The organism is Pseudomonas sp. FP1154 (genome assembly GCF_030687245.1).
Lineage (GTDB): Bacteria > Pseudomonadota > Gammaproteobacteria > Pseudomonadales > Pseudomonadaceae > Aquipseudomonas > Aquipseudomonas rhizophila.
Genome location: NZ_CP117465.1, coordinates 2,732,126 through 2,749,341, shown reverse-complemented (window position 1 = coordinate 2,749,341; position 17,216 = coordinate 2,732,126). Strand labels below are relative to the sequence as shown.

Here is a 17,216-nt window from a genome sequence, read left to right as displayed (position 1 = left end):
CGCTACCACAGGGGCGGCCTCTACAGGGGCTTTGTCCAGAACAGCATACGGCCATGGGCCGGGTCGAACATGCCAGGGGCAAAGCCAAACCTGGTATAGCTGGCCTGGGCGATGGCATTGCCTTCAAGCACTTCCAGGGTGATTTTGCAGCAACCCCGCTGGCGGGCGATATCCTCGACCTTCTGCAGCATCTTCTGGCTCAACCCCAACCCGCGGAACGGCTTCATCACCACAACATCGTGGACATTGACCAGCGGTCTGCAGGCGAATGTCGAAAAACCTTCGAAGCAATTGACCAGGCCCGCTGGTTCGCCGTTGACGAAAGCCAGTACGCTGAAGGCATGCGGGCGCTTGGCCAGTTCCTCGGGTAGATGCAGCAGCACTTCCGGCGGCAGCGACTGACCACCGCCCATTGGATCTTCGGCATAGCCGTTCAGCACATAACAGATTGCTTCGGCGTGGACTGCATTGGTGTAGCTGGCTTGCAATACAAGAATGTCCCTGGTTTCTTCCACGGCGTTCCATCTCACTTCGGTAGTACCGGCGGCTCCGGTGCCGTCGGCGGGATACGGTCAGGCGGACTGACCAAAACGCTGCATTTGCATTTCCTGCAGGCGACTGAGCGTACGACGAAACGGGAATTGCAGATAGCCCTCGGTGTACAACCGGTCCATCGGCACCTGTGCCGAAAGGTACAACGGCACCTTGCGGTCGTAGCATTCATCGACCAGGGCGATGAAACGCCGCACACCGTCATCATGGATGGACAACTGCGGCAACTCACGATCACCAGCCTCTACCCTTTCAACCCCGTCTTCGGTTCCACGGGCAATGCGTCCCTCGCGCTGCTCGGCGCTCAGACTCGGTACGTCGCTGATCAGGATGGCCTTGAAACGGTCGCACAGCGCCATGAAATCCATGGCTGAGAACGGCTGCTCACACATATCCGCGTAACGACTCCAAAGCACCGTATCGCTGGCCCGCACGGGCTGAAGCAGACGATGACCGACTTCAATCGGCAAACTGTTGGGCGCCTGTCCTGCGGTCAACTGGGCAAAAACTGCCTCCAACGGATCGGGTTGCCCGCCGTCGCGTAGCCAGTAGCGCTGCTGCAATGCTCCCGGATGCTGGCGATGATCTTGCCATCCGTTCACCGGCACGACCCGCATGTGCTGCTTGATCGCCGTGATGGTGGGCAGGAATCGCTCGCGGTTGTGGCCGTTGGCATAAAGCTCCTCGGGCGGCAGGTTGGAGGTGCTGACCACCACCATGCCCCGCTCGAACATGACCTGAAACAGACGACCCAGAATAATGGCATCGCCAATGTCGGTGACGAACAACTCGTCGAAACACAACACCCTGACCTCTTGGCTCAGTTCTGCAGCCAATGCCTGCAAAGGGTCCGGCGTGCCCGTAAGCTGGAACGAGCGCTGATGCACCCAGGCCATGAAATGATGGAAATGCTGACGACGGGCCGGCACCCTCAGGCTTTCGTAGAAACGGTCCATCAACCAGGTCTTGCCGCGGCCGACCGGGCCCCAGAGATAAACGCCCTGGATCGACTTGCGCCCCTCGTGCAGTGCCTGGTGGCACTCTTGCAGAGCCATGATGGCCAGTTCCTGGGCTTCATCCTGGACAAAGCCATGGTGTTCGATGGCATGCTGCCAGGCGCTCAAGGGGGAGTCGAAAGTCATACGGCCCGGATCCGGAAAACGAGGTCGGGGAGTATGCCATGTCGGCGGCTTTGAGTGAGTGATCTCACCTGCCTGTGAATCCAAGCAAAACCCTGTGGCGAGGGCGATTTGTCCCCTCCCCACAGGTGTTGACGATCCAACGTGCAAACATCTAGATCGAGATATCCAGCCGACTGATCTTCCCCTGCTCGTCGAGCCGGAAGGTGTAGCGCAACTCCAGCGGGCTGCCGGGGAAAGTTCCGGAGATCAGGTTATGCACCAGCACCTTGCCGGTGCGTTGCTGCACATTGAGCACCTCGACCCGAGGCTGTAAACGCCGGGCGGTGTCTTCCATCCATTGAGCGATGGCCTGGGTGCCGGCGCGGTGCTGGCCTTCATCGAACACGTTGGCATCCTCGGCGAAAAAACGCGTCACCGCCGAACTGTCACGGGCATTGGCGGCTGCAATGTAGCCGGCAATGGCCGGGGCCAGGGAAGAGACGGGATTGGACATGGTAGGGCTCCTTGTTTTATCGATCTGACACCATGCTAGAACAGCCTTGTGTCAGTTTTTGTCAGGAGTGAAACGCCCCATTTCGTCCAGTTCCATCAGCTTGAACCAGGCGCGCAACAAGTCGCTGCGCCGGCCAGGATAGCGCTCGCCCTGCTCGGTGGCAGAAGCAATCCGGTCAGTGCGAAAGGTCCGATAGGCGCCGCGTAGTTCACACCAGGCAACCACTACCCGCGCCTCATTGAAAAAACCCAGGGCCAACGGCCAGATCAGGCGCTGGCTGGGGGTTTTGTTCACGTCGGCGTAATCGATATGCAGCTTGGCTTGGGCGCGAATGGCCTGGCGGTACACATTCAGCTCCACCGTATTCTGTGGATAGCCATAGCCAGGAGGCCCGGGCAATACCGTGGGGTTGCGCAGGGCATCCCGGACGTCAGGCGCCAGCACTGCGGCCACCTTGGCCAAAGCGTCGGCAGCAGCCTTGCCCAGCACCTCGTCGCCACGCTGATCAACGTAGCGCAGCCCCAGCACAATGGCTTCGATTTCATCAGCCGTGAACATCAATGGCGGCAGGAACAGGCCGCTGCGCAACACATAGCCAATGCCCGCCTCGCCCTGGATCGGCGCCCCCAGGGCCGAGAGTTCGGCGATATCGCGGTAGAGCGTGCGCTCGGACACTTTCAACTCGGCCGCCAATGTCGCAGCGGTAACCGGGCAGCGCTTGCCTCGCAAGACTTGCAATAATGTGAGCAGTCGAGTGGTACGCGACACGATGGGCGATCCGGAAAAAAGATTGACGCAGATTAGCAGAGCCTGCTGTCAGAAACTGTCAGGAGCCATGAGCCCTGTCTGGATTGAACTGGACGGGAAACCGCGTGATGTGCGGTGGTTTGAGAGAAATGTGGGTTATCGTGCTCAACAGCTCGCCCGTTTGCCCTACCTATTATCGTGAGAGTTTATCCATGCGCAGAGCCCTCGGTGTGTCCCTTTTCCTGATGTTGCTCAGCCTGAGCGCCTGCGCCCTCTTCCCGCACCGCGATCCGCTGAACATCACCGTGGTGGGCATCGAACCGTTGCCCAGCCAGGAGCTGGAGATGCGCTTTGCCGTGAAACTGCGATTGCAGAACCCTAACGAAACCGCCATCGATTACAACGGTGTCGCGCTCGACCTCGAGGTTAATGGCCGGACACTGGCATCGGGGGTCTGCGATCAGACCGGATCCATCCCACGGTTCTCCGAGGCGGTACTGAGCGTGCCAGTGAGCATCTCGGCTTTCTCCGTGCTGCGCCAGACGCTGGGCCTGAGCCAGACCCAAAGCCTGGACAACCTGCCTTACGTACTCAAAGGCAAACTGGCCGGTGGACTGTTCGGCACCCTGCGCTTCGTGGACCGCGGCACCCTGGACTTGCCGGGTACCGCGGCCACTTGGTAAATCAGCGAGTAAAACGCACGCCGGGTTTGGCCCGCTCGTCCACCACCAGTTCGAACACATCGGGCCTGGCGTAATGGCCGACCACGTCATAGTCGTAGCGCGCCGGTACCAGTTCATCGGTATCGATTTCGGCGGTCAACAACCCGCTTGTGCCTTTAAGCGGACCGGCCAGGACGTCCCCCATGGGGCCGACAATCACACTGCCGCCGGCAATCAGGGGACGCTCGGCAGGCCAGTTCGCCACTTCAATGCCCAGCGCCTGAGGCGAGGCCTGAACCTGACAGGCGCTGACCACGAAGCAACGACCTTCGTGGGCGATATGACGCATGGTCACCTGCCACATCTCCCGCTCATCCACCGTCGGCGCACACCAGACCTGCACCCCTTTGGCGTACATCGCGGTGCGCAACAGCGGCATCATGTTCTCCCAACACACCGCAGCGCCTACACGACCGACCTGGCTGTCGATCACCGGTAAAGTCGAGCCGTCGCCCTTACCCCAAATCAGACGCTCAGTGCCAGTGGGCATCAGCTTGCGATGCTTGGCCACCAGGCCGGCATCGGGCTCGAAATACAGGGCGGTGCAGTACAAGGTACTGCCGTCACGCTCAATGACACCCACTACCAGACTTGCCCCCGTGCGCGCCGAAAACCCGGCCAAGGCCTCGGTTTCACTGCCCGGCACGTCGATGGCGTTGGCAAAATAACGAGCAAAGGCCTCGCGTCCTTCGGGCAACCGGTACCCCAACTGTGTACCGAAGCTTTCTCCCTTCGGATACCCACCCAGCAGCGCTTCGGGCATCACCACCAAGCGTGCTCCGGCCTGGCGTACGGCATCTTCATAGGTAAGGATCTGCGCCAGGGTGTCAGCTTTGCCTCCGGGCAACGAGCCGATCTGCAGGGCAGCCACAATGGATTTGGGCATGGTTTTCAACTCCTCGATCATCTGGGGTTGCTGATTTTCAGGTGCCAGACGATCATGAATAAAGCCCCATACGCTGCTAAATGATATGAGTGTTATGAATATCGCGGATGTCGACCTTAATCTGCTCAAGACCTTCGAAGCCCTGCACGATGAATCCAGCGCCAGCCGCGCCGCGCTACGCCTGGGCGTGACCCAGTCGGCCATCAGCGCGGCGCTGCGCAGGCTTCGAAACCTGTATGACGATCAATTGTTTGTGCGCACTGGCCGCGGCCTGGCGCCGACCTTACGGGCCAATCAGCTCAAACCGGTGATCAGCGACGCACTGAATAAATGTCGCCAGAGCCTGGCGATGGTTGACCCCGATGCCAGTCATTACGAAGGTCGCTCGGTCATCGTCGGGTTGTCCGATGATTTCGAAATTGCCCATGGCCGGCGCTTGATCGAGGACGTGGCACGACGGGCGCCGGGGCTGCGATTGATTTTTCGCCAGACCCATAGCCAGATCGTCGGCCGGGCGCTGATGGAGCGCAGTTTCGATCTGGCGATCACGGCGGGAGGGTTTACCGAACGCTTGCTCAGCCGTCAGGTACTGGGCGAAGGCGACTACGCCTGTCTCGTCGACCCGGCCAGCCTGACGCAGGACCAGCAGACGCTGACCCTGGAGGCGTTCGTGGCCCGTGAGCATCTGCTCGTGTCTTCCGGTGGGTTCATCGGCATCACCGACGAAGGGTTGGCCGGCCTTGGCCTGAGCCGGCGGGTGTGTGCCTCGACCACCCACTTTGCCGCCCTGCCGTTCCTGCTCAAGGGCAGCCAGGCCGTGGCGACCATTCCGCTGCATGCCGCCGCGGCGATCGCCTCCCTCAGTGGCCTGGCGTTGCTGCCCTGCCCGCTGGACCTGCCCCGCTACCCGATCGAACTGGGCTGGCGAACCCATACGCAGATGGACCCGGCCGTGGTCAAGGTGCGTGAGGCTATCATCGCGACCTTTGCCTGAGGTTTATTTGTTGGCTGCCATCAGACGATTGACTTCACTGCGCACCATGTTGGCGTACTCAGGCGGCGACATGCCGTCCAGTTCGGCACGTACCCATTCGGACCACTTGCCCTTGCGCTTGGAACGCTCGCCGAACAACCGGGCCGCGTCACCCTTGGCCTTGCCCAGATTGTTTTGCCACAGTTCAAAAAGTCGGGACTTTTCGTCTTCCAGTGCCGCGCGCTCGGCCAGGGGCTTGTCAGCCAGATTGAAACTCATGGGAATTACCTGTTGCGTAAATATGCGCCATCTTACACCTTGAAGAGGCGCGTCTTAACCACGTTTTATGATCCACAGTGCTGCCGCTGCCAGACGCTGCAACTTTTGCTCAAGGGCAGCACTCCATTGTTCACTGCCATCATCAGCAAGGAGTACCTCAATGGCTCGCAAAAGCACGCTGCAAGGGAATGGAGAGCAAATCAAGGATCAAGCCTTCAGTGAACTGAAGGCTTTGATTGAGGAATCGGAAAAGCTGCTCAAAAGCAGCGCCTCACTGGTCGGCGAAGACGCTGAAAACCTGCGCGACCAGATCTCGCAGAAGCTGCAACAAGCCCTGGATTCGGTTGCCAGCGCACGGGAGCGGACCCGGCCGATGGTCGATGCCACCGAAGTCTATATCGGCGGACATCCATGGCAGACCGTGGCCATTTCCGCAGGCTTCGGCCTGGTGGTGGGGTTGTTGCTCGGACGCCGTTAAGCCCTTGGCAAAAACCTGTTTGAATGATCACTGATAGTGTGGCGAGGAGATTTATTTCCTCGCCACAGATGCGTGAACCGCCAGAGCCTCATCCGAAGCCGGCTTTACAAACCCGCCAACTCCCGCAACTGCGCCAATGTCTGCCCGTCCAGTGCGATCCCCCGCTCATTGGATTTGCTGCGCTCGTTGTGTCGACGATCACCCGGCAGCCGTCGCAACCCGACACCATGCATCTGCCTGACCAGCTCCTGGCTGCGCTCGGCGAAGTTCTGCCCGGCGGCCTTGCTCGGGTCGATCACGATCAACAACTGACCGGTCCAGGGTGTCTTGGCCCCAGGATGGTTGTGCCAATCGAACTCGAAGGAAAAGTTGCCACCGGTCAGGGCGGCCGCCAGCAGCTCGACCATCATCGACAACGCCGAGCCCTTGTGTCCGCCAAAAGGCAGGAGCGCCCCGCCTTCGAGAATCGCCTTCGGATCGCAGGTCGGCTGACCGAGGCTGTCCACCCCCATTCCTGGCGGTAACGATTCGCCCTTGCGTGCAGCAATCTGCACATCACCGTGGGCAATCGCGCTGGTGGCCAGGTCGAAGACAATCGGCTCACCATCGGCCCGTGGCGCAGCGAAGGCAATGGGATTGGTACCAAAGAGTGGACGGTCAGCACCGTGAGGCACCACGCACGTCATGCTGTTGACCACGCTCAATGCCACGAGACCTTCATAGGCAAACGGCTCGACATCCGGCCACAGGGCAGCGAAGTGATGGGAGTTGCGGATCGCCAACACTGCAATCCCGGCGCTGCGGGCCTTGGCCACCAGCAACGGACGTGCGGCGGCCAGGGCCGGCTGGGCGAAGCCGTTACCAGCGTCCACCCGTACAAACCCTGATGCCACATCTTCGACCGTGGGTACTGCCTGACCATTGACCCAACCACTTTTCAGCGTCGAGACATAACCGGGAATGCGAAACACCCCATGACTGTGGGCGCCATCACGTTCGGCTCCGGCGCAGTTTTCGGCCAGGGCCCGGGCGACCTCGGCCGACGTGCCGTGTCGCAGGAATATTTTCTCCAGCAAGCTCACCAAAGCGGAAAAAGACAGGGTGCTTGAACCGGCATGATCGGATAGCGCAGACATCTGAAGCTCCAGAGTGATTGTTGGAGGTAGCAACAGCGTAAGGGGAACCAGCCGGCTGATTAAACACCGCTTCACTGTCGGAGCAAAGCTTGCTCGTGCCGGATTACGCTGATCACCGCGCTTGCGTGCGGTAACTATGTACCACCTTGGCTCATTGATCGTTGCCTAGTCTGGCCGCTCATCCACCAAACGTGCCGCCTCGCGGCGCCTTGAGCGAGAAGCAACGATGATCACTGCAACTACGCCGTTATTATTTCCCGAGGTATTGGCCGCCAATAACCTGGAGGACTTGAACGCCCCCCACGGATTGACCCAGGCCGACCTCGACTGGCTGCACCACGTGTCCCTGTCCAGCCATACGCTGCGCGCCGCACAGACGCCCCCCATGTCTGCCGAAACGATTCGCTTGCAGGTCGACGCAAACGCGCCGATCCCGCTGGCCGGCTGCCTTGTGCTCAAAGCGCTGACAGACGCAGACGCAGCGCAGACCCAGCCTGCGTTCCTCTACACGCCCTACGGCGGAATCAGAAAATTCGACAGCCCCGAAGCTCTCGAAGAGAAGATGGAAGCAATGCTGGACAGTCCAGCCGAGCGTGACGATCTTTTTCGGCTGTTATCGATTTCCCAGCGCGCCGAACTCAACAGCACCTCCGCGATCAGAACGACCCGGCAACGTATCGACGGTGACGTCTTCAACACCCTGGTCGAGTCCATCGAGTTCGCTCAAAGCCTCAACGCCCGAACAATGGTGGATGAACTGATCAAGTTACCCTCCCTCAGTACGATGCTTGACGCGATCTTGAATGAGGTGCTGTCCAACTTTGATCATCGACAGACCCGCGTAACCATGAGCACGTGGAGTAGCGTGGGGAGTCAGAAGGCAAGCCAGTTGACCAGAAGCATGACACTCAGCGAGGCGGTCCTGGCCTACTTCCACAGCCAGGGTCGGCCCGCCGGGCAAGACGTTGACTTCATTCATCCAGGCATCACCGTATCACCGCAAAACAAGCGTCAATGGGAGAGCGTGTTGAAGGTGACCGCCAGCAACCTGATCCCCAGCCTTGCCCACTGTATCGACGCTTATTGGGACGCCACCGGTCCGTTCAATACCTCGCGCCGGCGCTTTCTTTCCCAAGTTCTCAGCGATGCGCTACAAGCCACGATTCTGATCAAGCGGGAGAAAAGACAACTCACCGAGGCACACGCCCAGGAACTGCTGCGGCTGTACAGGCCATCTCGCCCGGACGAACCGCTGCTGTTTATCGAAACCCTGCGTCTTTGGGAATATGAGCCGCTCTACGTAGAGCTGGCGGGTTCTTTGATGATCAGCGCCAAGGGACACTATCTCTATACCCCCAGTCACGGCCTTGAGAAAGTCGACAACTACCTGGGTTTCAAGGATGCGCTGCTCAATACCCCCACCGGCGCAGGGCGAAAGGAAGAACTCTACAGTCTGCTCAGCCTGGAGGAGCGCAACCGCTTCCTGCGCTTTGACGATCCCCAGGTGTCAGGTAAGGCGGTGACGTGGCCGGTATTCGAGTCTCTGGCTGATGCGATCATCGGCAAACAGTCGAAAAACCTTCATTTCGCAATGGAGATGTCCCGCCAGGGGGACGTGGACGTCCACGCGCTCGTTGACAAGGCCCTGGACATACGCAGCCTGATCGGCAAAAACCTGCTGACGCAAAAAACCGCTGGACACTGGGGCACGCAGCCGGTTTTTTACGGGGACCTGCGCCCGTCCAATTTCATGGCTGATCAACTGGAGAGGAAGATCAAGAGCTACGCCAGTGTCGAAGAGGCCTTGAATGCCGAACTGAGCCGATTGCCACTCTCCAGCGACACCTCGCTGCGTCACGCATTGAAAGGCCTTCTTCCTAAACTGACCAACGTCTTTTCCCTGGGAATACGTGCAGAAGCCGAACTCAGAGAACTCAACGCAACCCTGTCTCCCGCCGCGCGCGACCTTATCGCCGCGGTCTTTGCCTTTGATGCCGAATATCCGGACCGCACTCAACGCATCGGGGTAAAGGGCTTCCGGCCCGATGTCTATTCGCTGAGGCTGGCATGTACCGAGGACGGCAAAACCGTCTCCTTGCCGCTGGCCAATTGTTTCCTGCTGACCGAACGCGGCGGGCTGGATACGCCTCATTCCGGCCTGGCAATTCTCTGGACACCGGCCGATGGTTTACAAGTGTTTGCCTCAGTCGAACTTGCCACCCAGCAATTGAATCGCCACCTGCTCGACTCACGAAAGCGCTCTGGTCTGCTCGCCAACCTCTGGCCCGCCCAACGCAAGCCCCATGGACGCTATCAACTGGATGTGTTTGAGCTGATCGAAGACAACGTGCTGCTCAATCGGATGAAGTCGTTCAACGCACTGTTCGAGGCCCAATACAGGTATCTGAGCACGCTAAAGAGCGGGGACTGGCAACTGACAGGGCCTGAACGGGTAAAAAGCCTGGGCACATTGCTTGAAAAGGCCGCGCCTACCAATCTGACACACGCCACACGTATCGCCCAGGCGATCCGCTTGCAACAGAAACTCCCCGCCTGGCTTGGCGCCGCACCACTTGAAGAACAGCGCCTACAGATTGACCTGCTTGAGCAATACAGAAGCAGTGTCGACGATGACGAGGATTATCTGGACGGTATCGAGCCCCTGCATACCTATGTGAGCAAAAAGCTCAAAGCGCTCATGGATGCGCGTTTCGCCGTAAAAGACCTGGATCCCGCCACCCTGTTGATCACCCCGAACCATGCGTTGGCGGGGCCCGCCAGCAGCTTGACCGAGTTCGCCCTCAATCATGCCGACTTCACTCAAAAGACAGGCTTCAGGGTGTCCTCGACCTCCGGGCGCGCGTTGCCCGACAGCCTGAACGAGACGGCTGTCAGACAAATGCTGCTGTCGTTGGACATACCCTCTGCCTATAAAAAGATCGTACTGGACGAACTCTCCACTACCTCGACCGATGGCCAGAAAAGAAAGCAGCGATTTCGCCGGCAGTTGCCCTGGCAACTGTTGCAACATGCCCACGCACTGCATCTACAACAGCACCTTTCTCCCACAGGGTTTGACTTGATTCGCCAGGTACTGGACATGCCGGATGCCATCGCACGCCAGGCAGTGGACGGCGCCAGCGCGTTGATTCGTCCACTGGAGCTGATCAAAACCCGGGGAGCTGCAGCGATCAAGGCACTGGGGCTCTACCTGATCGGATCAAGCACCGATGATACTGCCCCCCATGTGCTGTATTCCCCCTACCATGCGGGCCACAACTTCACCGAGTTCAAGGACCAGGCCAGCCTCATTGCAGCCTTCAACACGCCGGGCGCGTTGCAGGACCTGCTGATTCGTCGACTTCCCGAAAGCCAGCAAGCCACGTTCAAGAACCTGTTCGCCGCCACGGTCGGTTCTCTATCGGAAATCACCCTGGCTTCCAATCCGATCAAGACCAACCTGTTCGATGTATTGTTCAACGACAATACAACCCTGTTATCGGACATGCTGAGCGCACAAACAGAAAAAAACCGCCAGTTTGACTGGGAAACGGCCCTGCATTTGTTCAGCGCCGGCGTCAAACTGGTGGGGCGGCAGTTGCAAGGCAAACTGACGTTTATCGAAACGCTTTGGGAAAGTTACCAAGACTTCAAGGCCTCTTCTGAATCCCTGCAGCAGCATGACTGGAAAGCAGGCTTGCACGACTTCATCGCCGGCGCGGCAGAGATGGTCTCACTTGGCTTCCTGAATCGCGACGACACCTTCGGCCTGCTCGACCCGATAAGTCCCGGCACGCAGAACGCCTCCATGGCGACCCCGCCCCGCTGGAAAGACATCGCCTCCACCGCCCCGACGCGCACCAACCTGCGGGCCTTCGAAGCCACGGAGGTGAGCCTGCACAACCTGCAGAAGAACCGGATCGACGGAACCTACAGGGCCCCAGGGTCCGACAAGCTTTACGCACCTGTTGCCGGCATGGTTTTTCAGGTGGCCAAAGCCAATCAGGTCTGGCGCGTGGTCCATGAACAGGGAGAGGGCCCAATACTGAGGCAGTCGCCTGATAACCAGCAATGGACCGTAGACCCACAACGGCAGACCATTCGCTACGGCAAAGTGATGTCAACGCTGGCCAATTCCTACAGCGACTACAAGGCTTCAACGTCGCTCAACATTGAGGCTCGGGGCATGGCGCAAATACGCCGCAAATACCCGGCTTACGCAAACATGATCGAGCAGGCCCTGGAGGTGGCCAGGTATTACTCATTCAACGCCCTGCATAATCTGGATCAGATCAAACATCAGGTCCCGCCGGGCTCTCGGCTGGATACCTTCCTGAAGACGTTTTTTGGGGTGAGGACAGTCGACGCCAGCCTGATCAAGAAAATACACACCGCCGTCTCGCCGCTGTGCCGAGCATTGGCCGACCCGTCCTGGGAAACCCGCAACGCCAAGCGCCTTGTAATCGGCCGTTTGAAATACATGGACGATAAAGCCACTGCATTCGTGCTCGAACCGGAAACGGCAGGAAGAATCTATCTGACCCAGTATTTCTTCGAGGTCGGATTGGATTGGTACAAGGACGCGGTCCCGGATTCCTTCAATGTCGATGCCCACGCCCAGGCCGCGGTGCTTATCCACGAAGTTTCTCATCAGCTTTTCGACACGCTCGATATTGTCTATCTGGACGCGGCACTGCCGTTTCTGGACCTGATTTCCAATGCCACTCAGTTCGGACATTCAAAATACAATTATCAAAAGGACCAGCAACGCAACGGGCTGTCGTTGACCACGCCACGATCCAAACTGTTCATGGGCTGGGACAGTGCAGCCGGCGGGCTCAAGAGCCTGGAGCTTTTCCCCGAGCATCGGGATATGGCCCGGGAAATCCTGAAGATGACCGGCGCCAGGAGCATGAGCGAGGCGCGCAGTATCTTTCTGGATCCAGGTTCACCGACAGCACGCATCGACGTGATCTTGCGAAACGCCGACTCCATGACGCTACTCATCTGTGAGCTGGGTCGACAGCTGGACTCCCCACCCTTGAGTCCCGCTGCCACGTTTTAAACGGCCTCTGCGAACGCTGCGCGCGGACGGGTCTTGATCTTTTTTTCACGAGATGTATGCCACGCTATAACCACGACATACCGGTGTTCGAGCCTTTGACCGGAAAAAACAGGCTCATTTTGATGTGCAAACGCCATGATGGCGGTTCTCGACAGGTCATGCCGAAGGTTAGAATGCGGCAAACCAGGAAGAGTCAATGACCGAACATACACTCTCGGAAGCCGAATACGACGCCATTACCGATGCGGCCGCGCATTGGTGCATGCGTTTGCACGCCGTCGACTGCACCGACGCCGAACGGCAGGCATTCAAACAATGGCACGATGCCGATCCCCTGCACGCTTTCGAATACCAAGCCATGCTGGAGATCTGGGCCGTGGCCGATCATCTTCCGCGTGTCGAAGCGGCACCATCTCCCGCGCCAATACCGCGACCTCGGTCCCGCTGGAGTCGGATGGCTGTCGCAGCCGCGGTGCTTGTGCTGGGCGTGCCCCTGGCCGCCTACACGGGCTGGAACCTGGGCTGGGTTGCCAACTCCTACGAACGATTCGAAGCGGATGCAAGCGTGCGTCACATCACCCTGGGTGACGGCAGCCAGGTAGAACTGAACCTGGGCAGTGAACTGGTATTTGCCAATTACAAGAATGAGCGTCGGGTGACGCTGAAAAAGGGCGAGGCGTTTTTCGACGTCAGCCATGACACACAACACCCGTTCGTTGTACGGGCCGGCCAGGGCCAGGTGCGCGTGACCGGCACTCGCTTCAATGTATGGATGTATCAGGATCAGGTTCGGGTGACGCTGGTGGAGGGCTCGGTATGGGTGACCAGCAACCAGGCACTTGCCGGTAACGGCTCGCAGCTGTCGCCGGGCATGCAGGCCAGCTACAAAGCAGGCGACTACCAACCGCAAATCCGTGAAGTCGATGCCAACGACAGCTCGCTGGCGTGGCGCAACGGCAAGCTGGTGCTGGACAACCTTGCCCTCAGCGATGCGCTCCCGCTGATCAATCGTTATCTCGAGCATCCCGTCATGCTGGCCGACAACAGCACGGGCGCCCTGCGTATCGGTGGTATCTACAACCTCAACGAAGTGAAGAACCTGGTGCCTTCGTTGCCCAAAGTCCTGCCGGTTTACCTGACGCAGAACAAGGACGGCAATCCAGTCCTCAACTCCATCGGTCAACGGCCGTCCAACTGAAAAAGCCGCGACCTGATCAGGTCGCGGCTTTTGTGTAAAACAACAGCGATCAGTGCGCGGCCACCCTGCCCGCCTCATCACGCTCACGGATGATCACCGCCTGATAGTGCGGATCGGCTTTGATCTGCTGTTCGGTGAACGGTAGCGCACTCCATTGCTTCTTTGAGAATGCCTGGGTCTGGTCGGCCGAATACGGCGATGCCGGGTCGCTGGAAATGGAAAATGCCAACAGACCTTCAGCCCGAGGTCCTTTGCCATCAAAACTCACCACTTGCAGATAGCTGGTGCCGCTGACCACTTCCCGTTTGCCGTTGGCCCCTGGCACGCTCTGAATCGCGTTATAGATCCCCAGCTCACCGGGGCCGCCGTGGATTGGCGTCTGCCGGCTGCCACTGCTGGCAACCTGGATGTCCTGCCAGCGGCTATCCTTCGGCAATCCGGCGGCCTTCACAGAGGCCTGCGAGGCCAGCATGGCTTGACGCACAGCCTTGTGCACCGGGGCACGCTCAATCGCCAGGCCGTTTGGAGTATGTCGCGGGTCTTGCGGATCGAACGGGACACGCCATGAATCAGGCACCCCCTGCAACTGCGCCATGATGCGCTGGAAATGAATGAAGCCCAATCCGCTGTCCAGGCCAGCGGTTCGATCCCAGACCCTGAGATCGTTGCACACCTGGGTCAACGTCACGGCATCGGCCCCCAGGTCACCGGCACAAAAGCCCAGCAGGTCGGGCATCACCTGATCAGCAAGGTAGACTTGGTCGTCCATGACCATGCGCTGCAAGTCATCGACCTTCACCGGCCCGTCCTTGGCCAGTTGACCCAGCCGCTGCAGAGCAAAACGCGCACGCAGGCCCAGCGGTTGGTCTTGCTGGCTGATCAAGGGCGAATAACCGGACAAGGGTTGTGAAGGGTTGACCATCCAGGCCGAATCGTTGGAATTTTGCACATAATCGCGGCGCAACAACTGCGGTAGCTTGTCGGCGGCGTAAATGCCTTTTTGCACGGCCTCGGGATCGATATCCCAGGCGCATTCGCCGCGTGAGCCGTCCAGTACGATGAGTTGCAGCCCTGCCCGCGGGTCGCTGCAGCGGGCCAACTTGTCGGCATCGACGTTCGGTACCACCGACACGTTCATGTAGAGACTTTGCCCCTGATCGTCCACCGCCAGGGTGTTGACCCATGGAATACCGTGGATCTCATGGACCGCACTCTGCAAGTCCGTGAGCGTGACGGCTTTGTTCATGGCGTACCACTGGGCGAGCACCCGATCATTTTCCCGGTTCGCATCGCGCAAGCTGTAGGCGAACTTGTCATCCCAGTCCAGCCGGCCGGGCCATTGCACGATCGGACCGAACTGCGAGCCGTAGACCACCCGCGAAACGCTCTGCACCTGGCCATCGGGTTGTTTGATGTCCACCGTCACCGTCTGTTGGCTCATCGGTACGGATTGACCATCGAGCAGGTAGCGGGTCGGGTCTTTCGGGTCGAGTTGCAGACGGTACAGCGTGAAATGTTTGGAGGTGTCGACGGTGTGGGTCCAGGCCAGGTGCTGGCTGAAACCGATGTTGATCACGGGCAAGCCTGGCAGGGCCGCGCCCATGACGTCCAGTTTGCCGGGAATGGTCAGGTGCATCTGGTAAAAACGCATGCCCCCCAGCCATGGGAAGTGCGGGTTCGCCAGCAACATTCCACGCCCGTTGAAGGAGCGCTCACTGCCGATGGCGACCGCGTTACTACCACGCTCCAGGGCGAAACGCTGCTGCCGGGTCGCAGCGCCTGCGAAACCTGTCCTCGGCTCGCCAGCGTCCGCCGTCGCTTGTGGCGGCTGAGCGCCCGCCAGGGCTTCGGCGAACTGGCCGACGCCACCTTCCACCAACAGGCGCCGGGTCAGTTTGACCAGGTCCAGCGCGGTGATCGGCCGCACCCACTCACTGGCACATTGCTCGGGCAGGCCGATGGCCTTGCGTTCGGCCAGCGCGCGGTTGAAACCCGCCACATAGCCTTCGACCAGTTGCTGTACTTGAGGCGTCTGGGCTTGCCAGAAACCGGAAACGGCTTGCGGCGTGTTGAGCCAGTTGAAAAATACATCGCTGACGCGGTTCTCCCGCTGTTCGAGCGTGACCTGCTCCGGGCCGAAGTAGCGCGAGCGTTGACCATTGACCGTGACGATCTCATTGGCCAGCAGGCATAAATTATCCTCAGCGTACGCATACCCGATGCCGTAGCCCAACCCGCGCTCATCCTGAGCCCGGATATGTGGCACGCCAAAACTGGTGCGGCGGATCTCGGCACTGGCCTGTTCTTTATCACTTTGAGCGCTGGCGACGCAGCTGAACCCCAGGCTCACTGCGAAAAACACACCTGCGAGACCAAACCTCGATAACTGCCCGGACATTCTCACGTTCACTCCTGATCCAATACTTTCTAAAACCAGGACGGCTGCCTGGGAGTTCACATACCGCGTGCCTGGCCGGAATGTGCCTCCCTTGAAAACGAATGGGATGAAAAAAAATTAATGGCCTGGCACCGCCTGACTACGGGCGTTTGATCGCCTCCAGACAAATTTTTCAGCTTTTTGCCTTCATGATTGGCCGCGTTCGTTCGTCCTATTACAGGAGAGTATCCGTGACCTTTTCTGAACAGGCTGGTAAGGAGTTTTTGCATGCATGACGCGCGTCAGCCCATGGAGGGCAAGCCCAGGTCGACCGGCGTTCCGGCGACAGCCACTCACAACCTGTTCGACAGGCCGGCAGAACGAGGTAGCAATGAACACATCAGGCTTTTGCTCAAGAGCTTCGGCCTCAGAACCAGCCTGATTCGCCTCAAGGTCATCGATGCATTGCTCAAGGCCGCCGATGAAAACCGCAGCCTGGGTGTGCGGGGCGTACACAGTCAACTGCTGGGGCTGGACATTCCATTGTCCTTCCTCAGCGTGCGCGAGGTGTTGAAGCGCCTGTGCAGCGAGGGTGTCGTCACCCTTAACCCCGATAAGACCTACAGTTTGCACCGCAAGGCCATGCACGTGCTCCAGGGCGGGGAGTGACGCCTGCGCTCAGGGCTTGACCTTGCGTCGCATCACGCCGTTGATCACGACCACGATGACCGCGACGGCAATCGCGATGTATTGAAACAGCTGCTCGCTGATCATGCCGTTGTTCTGCATCCAGGTCAGTCCCAGCATGATCGCCAGAACCACGAGGACCACCAGAATCGAGTATTTCAAACGTTGCGATTGAGTCATTGCCAATTTCCTGAATGTATCCGCTCTGTATCCCCGTGCTTGCCAGCCCCATACCGTGTTTTGGAAATAGCGGGCAGCAGACGGGGTCTCATGGTACAGCTGAACGGGCGTACTCACGTAACCGAAGCCCATCAGATTAATTACCTGCATCACCACAGAAGTCCGCCCCTGGCGGACTTTTGTCTTACAGAATTAACTCATATTTCTGCCACAAACAAAGGGGAAGACTTCTTTCGGCCCTGAATTCCCCCAACGTATTCTCGAATAAGAGGCGCTTACCTCCTTACCGAAAATCGACGTT

15 protein-coding genes are annotated in these 17,216 nt (G+C 59.2%); 6 read left to right on the top strand and 9 right to left on the bottom strand.

Features of this window, described 5'->3' with window-relative positions:
• Window positions 1-20: 20 nt before the first annotated feature.
• The 4 genes from PSH91_RS12475 to PSH91_RS12460 all read right to left on the bottom strand — a co-directional run bounded on the left by PSH91_RS12475 (window position 21) and on the right by PSH91_RS12460 (window position 2,955).
• Window positions 21-515 carry a GNAT family N-acetyltransferase gene (locus PSH91_RS12475; protein ID WP_047226549.1) on the bottom strand — a complete coding sequence of 165 codons (495 nt, stop codon included), beginning with the start codon at window positions 513-515 and terminating at the stop codon, window positions 21-23.
• Window positions 516-572: 57 nt separating this feature from the next.
• Entirely contained in the window at window positions 573-1,694 is a 1,122-nt protein-coding gene (gene zapE, locus PSH91_RS12470) for a cell division protein ZapE (protein WP_305468362.1), read from the bottom strand.
• 151 nt (window positions 1,695-1,845) lie between these two features.
• On the bottom strand, window positions 1,846-2,187 hold the full coding sequence (locus PSH91_RS12465; protein ID WP_047226551.1) for a nuclear transport factor 2 family protein: 342 nt from the start codon (window positions 2,185-2,187) through the stop codon (window positions 1,846-1,848).
• 51 nt (window positions 2,188-2,238) lie between these two features.
• Complete coding sequence (locus PSH91_RS12460; RefSeq protein ID WP_047226552.1) at window positions 2,239-2,955, bottom strand: YafY family protein; 717 nt, start codon at window positions 2,953-2,955, stop codon at window positions 2,239-2,241.
• Between the two features lie 191 nt (window positions 2,956-3,146).
• On the opposite strand from PSH91_RS12460, the gene PSH91_RS12455 reads away from it, so the two are divergent.
• Window positions 3,147-3,617, top strand: a complete 471-nt coding sequence (locus PSH91_RS12455) for an LEA type 2 family protein (protein WP_305468360.1) — start codon at window positions 3,147-3,149, stop codon at window positions 3,615-3,617.
• 1 nt (window position 3,618) lies between these two features.
• Here PSH91_RS12455 and PSH91_RS12450 read toward each other — a convergent pair whose 3' ends face one another.
• Window positions 3,619-4,542 carry a carbon-nitrogen hydrolase family protein gene (locus tag PSH91_RS12450; protein WP_076386674.1) on the bottom strand — a complete coding sequence of 308 codons (924 nt, stop codon included), beginning with the start codon at window positions 4,540-4,542 and terminating at the stop codon, window positions 3,619-3,621.
• Between the two features lie 94 nt (window positions 4,543-4,636).
• Between PSH91_RS12450 and PSH91_RS12445 the strand changes: the two genes are divergently transcribed.
• Window positions 4,637-5,536, top strand: a complete 900-nt coding sequence (locus PSH91_RS12445) for a LysR family transcriptional regulator (RefSeq protein ID WP_172833799.1) — start codon at window positions 4,637-4,639, stop codon at window positions 5,534-5,536.
• Between the two features lie 3 nt (window positions 5,537-5,539).
• Here PSH91_RS12445 and PSH91_RS12440 read toward each other — a convergent pair whose 3' ends face one another.
• Window positions 5,540-5,794, bottom strand: a complete 255-nt coding sequence (locus tag PSH91_RS12440; protein ID WP_076384979.1) for a hypothetical protein — start codon at window positions 5,792-5,794, stop codon at window positions 5,540-5,542.
• 160 nt (window positions 5,795-5,954) lie between these two features.
• On the opposite strand from PSH91_RS12440, the gene PSH91_RS12435 reads away from it, so the two are divergent.
• Window positions 5,955-6,272 (top strand): YqjD family protein, encoded by a 318-nt coding sequence (locus tag PSH91_RS12435; protein ID WP_047226556.1) that lies wholly within the window; start codon window positions 5,955-5,957, stop codon window positions 6,270-6,272.
• A 104-nt stretch (window positions 6,273-6,376) separates the two neighbouring features.
• On the opposite strand, the gene PSH91_RS12430 is transcribed toward PSH91_RS12435, so the two are convergent.
• A complete protein-coding gene (locus PSH91_RS12430; RefSeq protein WP_076384981.1) occupies window positions 6,377-7,408 on the bottom strand; it encodes an Ldh family oxidoreductase in 1,032 nt (343 codons plus the stop codon).
• A gap of 289 nt (window positions 7,409-7,697) precedes the next feature.
• On the opposite strand from PSH91_RS12430, the gene PSH91_RS12425 reads away from it, so the two are divergent.
• On the top strand, window positions 7,698-12,473 hold the full coding sequence (locus tag PSH91_RS12425) for a dermonecrotic toxin domain-containing protein (protein ID WP_305468358.1): 4,776 nt from the start codon (window positions 7,698-7,700) through the stop codon (window positions 12,471-12,473).
• 196 nt (window positions 12,474-12,669) lie between these two features.
• On the top strand, window positions 12,670-13,671 hold the full coding sequence (locus PSH91_RS12420) for a FecR family protein (RefSeq protein WP_305468357.1): 1,002 nt from the start codon (window positions 12,670-12,672) through the stop codon (window positions 13,669-13,671).
• 49 nt (window positions 13,672-13,720) lie between these two features.
• Here the strand turns inward: PSH91_RS12420 and PSH91_RS12415 are convergent, their stop codons facing one another.
• Window positions 13,721-16,069 (bottom strand): acylase, encoded by a 2,349-nt coding sequence (locus tag PSH91_RS12415; RefSeq protein ID WP_107322517.1) that lies wholly within the window; start codon window positions 16,067-16,069, stop codon window positions 13,721-13,723.
• 267 nt (window positions 16,070-16,336) lie between these two features.
• Here PSH91_RS12415 and PSH91_RS12410 point away from each other — a divergent pair, with 267 nt between their 5' ends.
• Window positions 16,337-16,717 (top strand): fe2+ zn2+ uptake regulation protein, encoded by a 381-nt coding sequence (locus PSH91_RS12410; protein WP_047226560.1) that lies wholly within the window; start codon window positions 16,337-16,339, stop codon window positions 16,715-16,717.
• Between the two features lie 9 nt (window positions 16,718-16,726).
• Here PSH91_RS12410 and PSH91_RS12405 read toward each other — a convergent pair whose 3' ends face one another.
• Window positions 16,727-16,915, bottom strand: a complete 189-nt coding sequence (locus PSH91_RS12405) for a hypothetical protein (RefSeq protein ID WP_047226561.1) — start codon at window positions 16,913-16,915, stop codon at window positions 16,727-16,729.
• Between the last annotated feature and the right edge of the window lie 301 nt (window positions 16,916-17,216).

Coding starts and splice junctions, on each gene's coding strand:
- PSH91_RS12420 (WP_305468357.1), top strand. CDS start 12,670: ATGACCGAACATACACTCTCGGAAGCCGAATACGACGCCATTACCGAT.
- PSH91_RS12415 (WP_107322517.1), bottom strand. CDS start 16,069: ATGTCCGGGCAGTTATCGAGGTTTGGTCTCGCAGGTGTGTTTTTCGCA.
- PSH91_RS12465 (WP_047226551.1), bottom strand. CDS start 2,187: ATGTCCAATCCCGTCTCTTCCCTGGCCCCGGCCATTGCCGGCTACATT.
- PSH91_RS12435 (WP_047226556.1), top strand. CDS start 5,955: ATGGCTCGCAAAAGCACGCTGCAAGGGAATGGAGAGCAAATCAAGGAT.
- zapE (WP_305468362.1), bottom strand. CDS start 1,694: ATGACTTTCGACTCCCCCTTGAGCGCCTGGCAGCATGCCATCGAACAC.
- PSH91_RS12410 (WP_047226560.1), top strand. CDS start 16,337: ATGCATGACGCGCGTCAGCCCATGGAGGGCAAGCCCAGGTCGACCGGC.
- PSH91_RS12430 (WP_076384981.1), bottom strand. CDS start 7,408: ATGTCTGCGCTATCCGATCATGCCGGTTCAAGCACCCTGTCTTTTTCC.
- PSH91_RS12405 (WP_047226561.1), bottom strand. CDS start 16,915: ATGACTCAATCGCAACGTTTGAAATACTCGATTCTGGTGGTCCTCGTG.
- PSH91_RS12445 (WP_172833799.1), top strand. CDS start 4,637: ATGAATATCGCGGATGTCGACCTTAATCTGCTCAAGACCTTCGAAGCC.
- PSH91_RS12455 (WP_305468360.1), top strand. CDS start 3,147: ATGCGCAGAGCCCTCGGTGTGTCCCTTTTCCTGATGTTGCTCAGCCTG.
- PSH91_RS12440 (WP_076384979.1), bottom strand. CDS start 5,794: ATGAGTTTCAATCTGGCTGACAAGCCCCTGGCCGAGCGCGCGGCACTG.
- PSH91_RS12450 (WP_076386674.1), bottom strand. CDS start 4,542: ATGCCCAAATCCATTGTGGCTGCCCTGCAGATCGGCTCGTTGCCCGGA.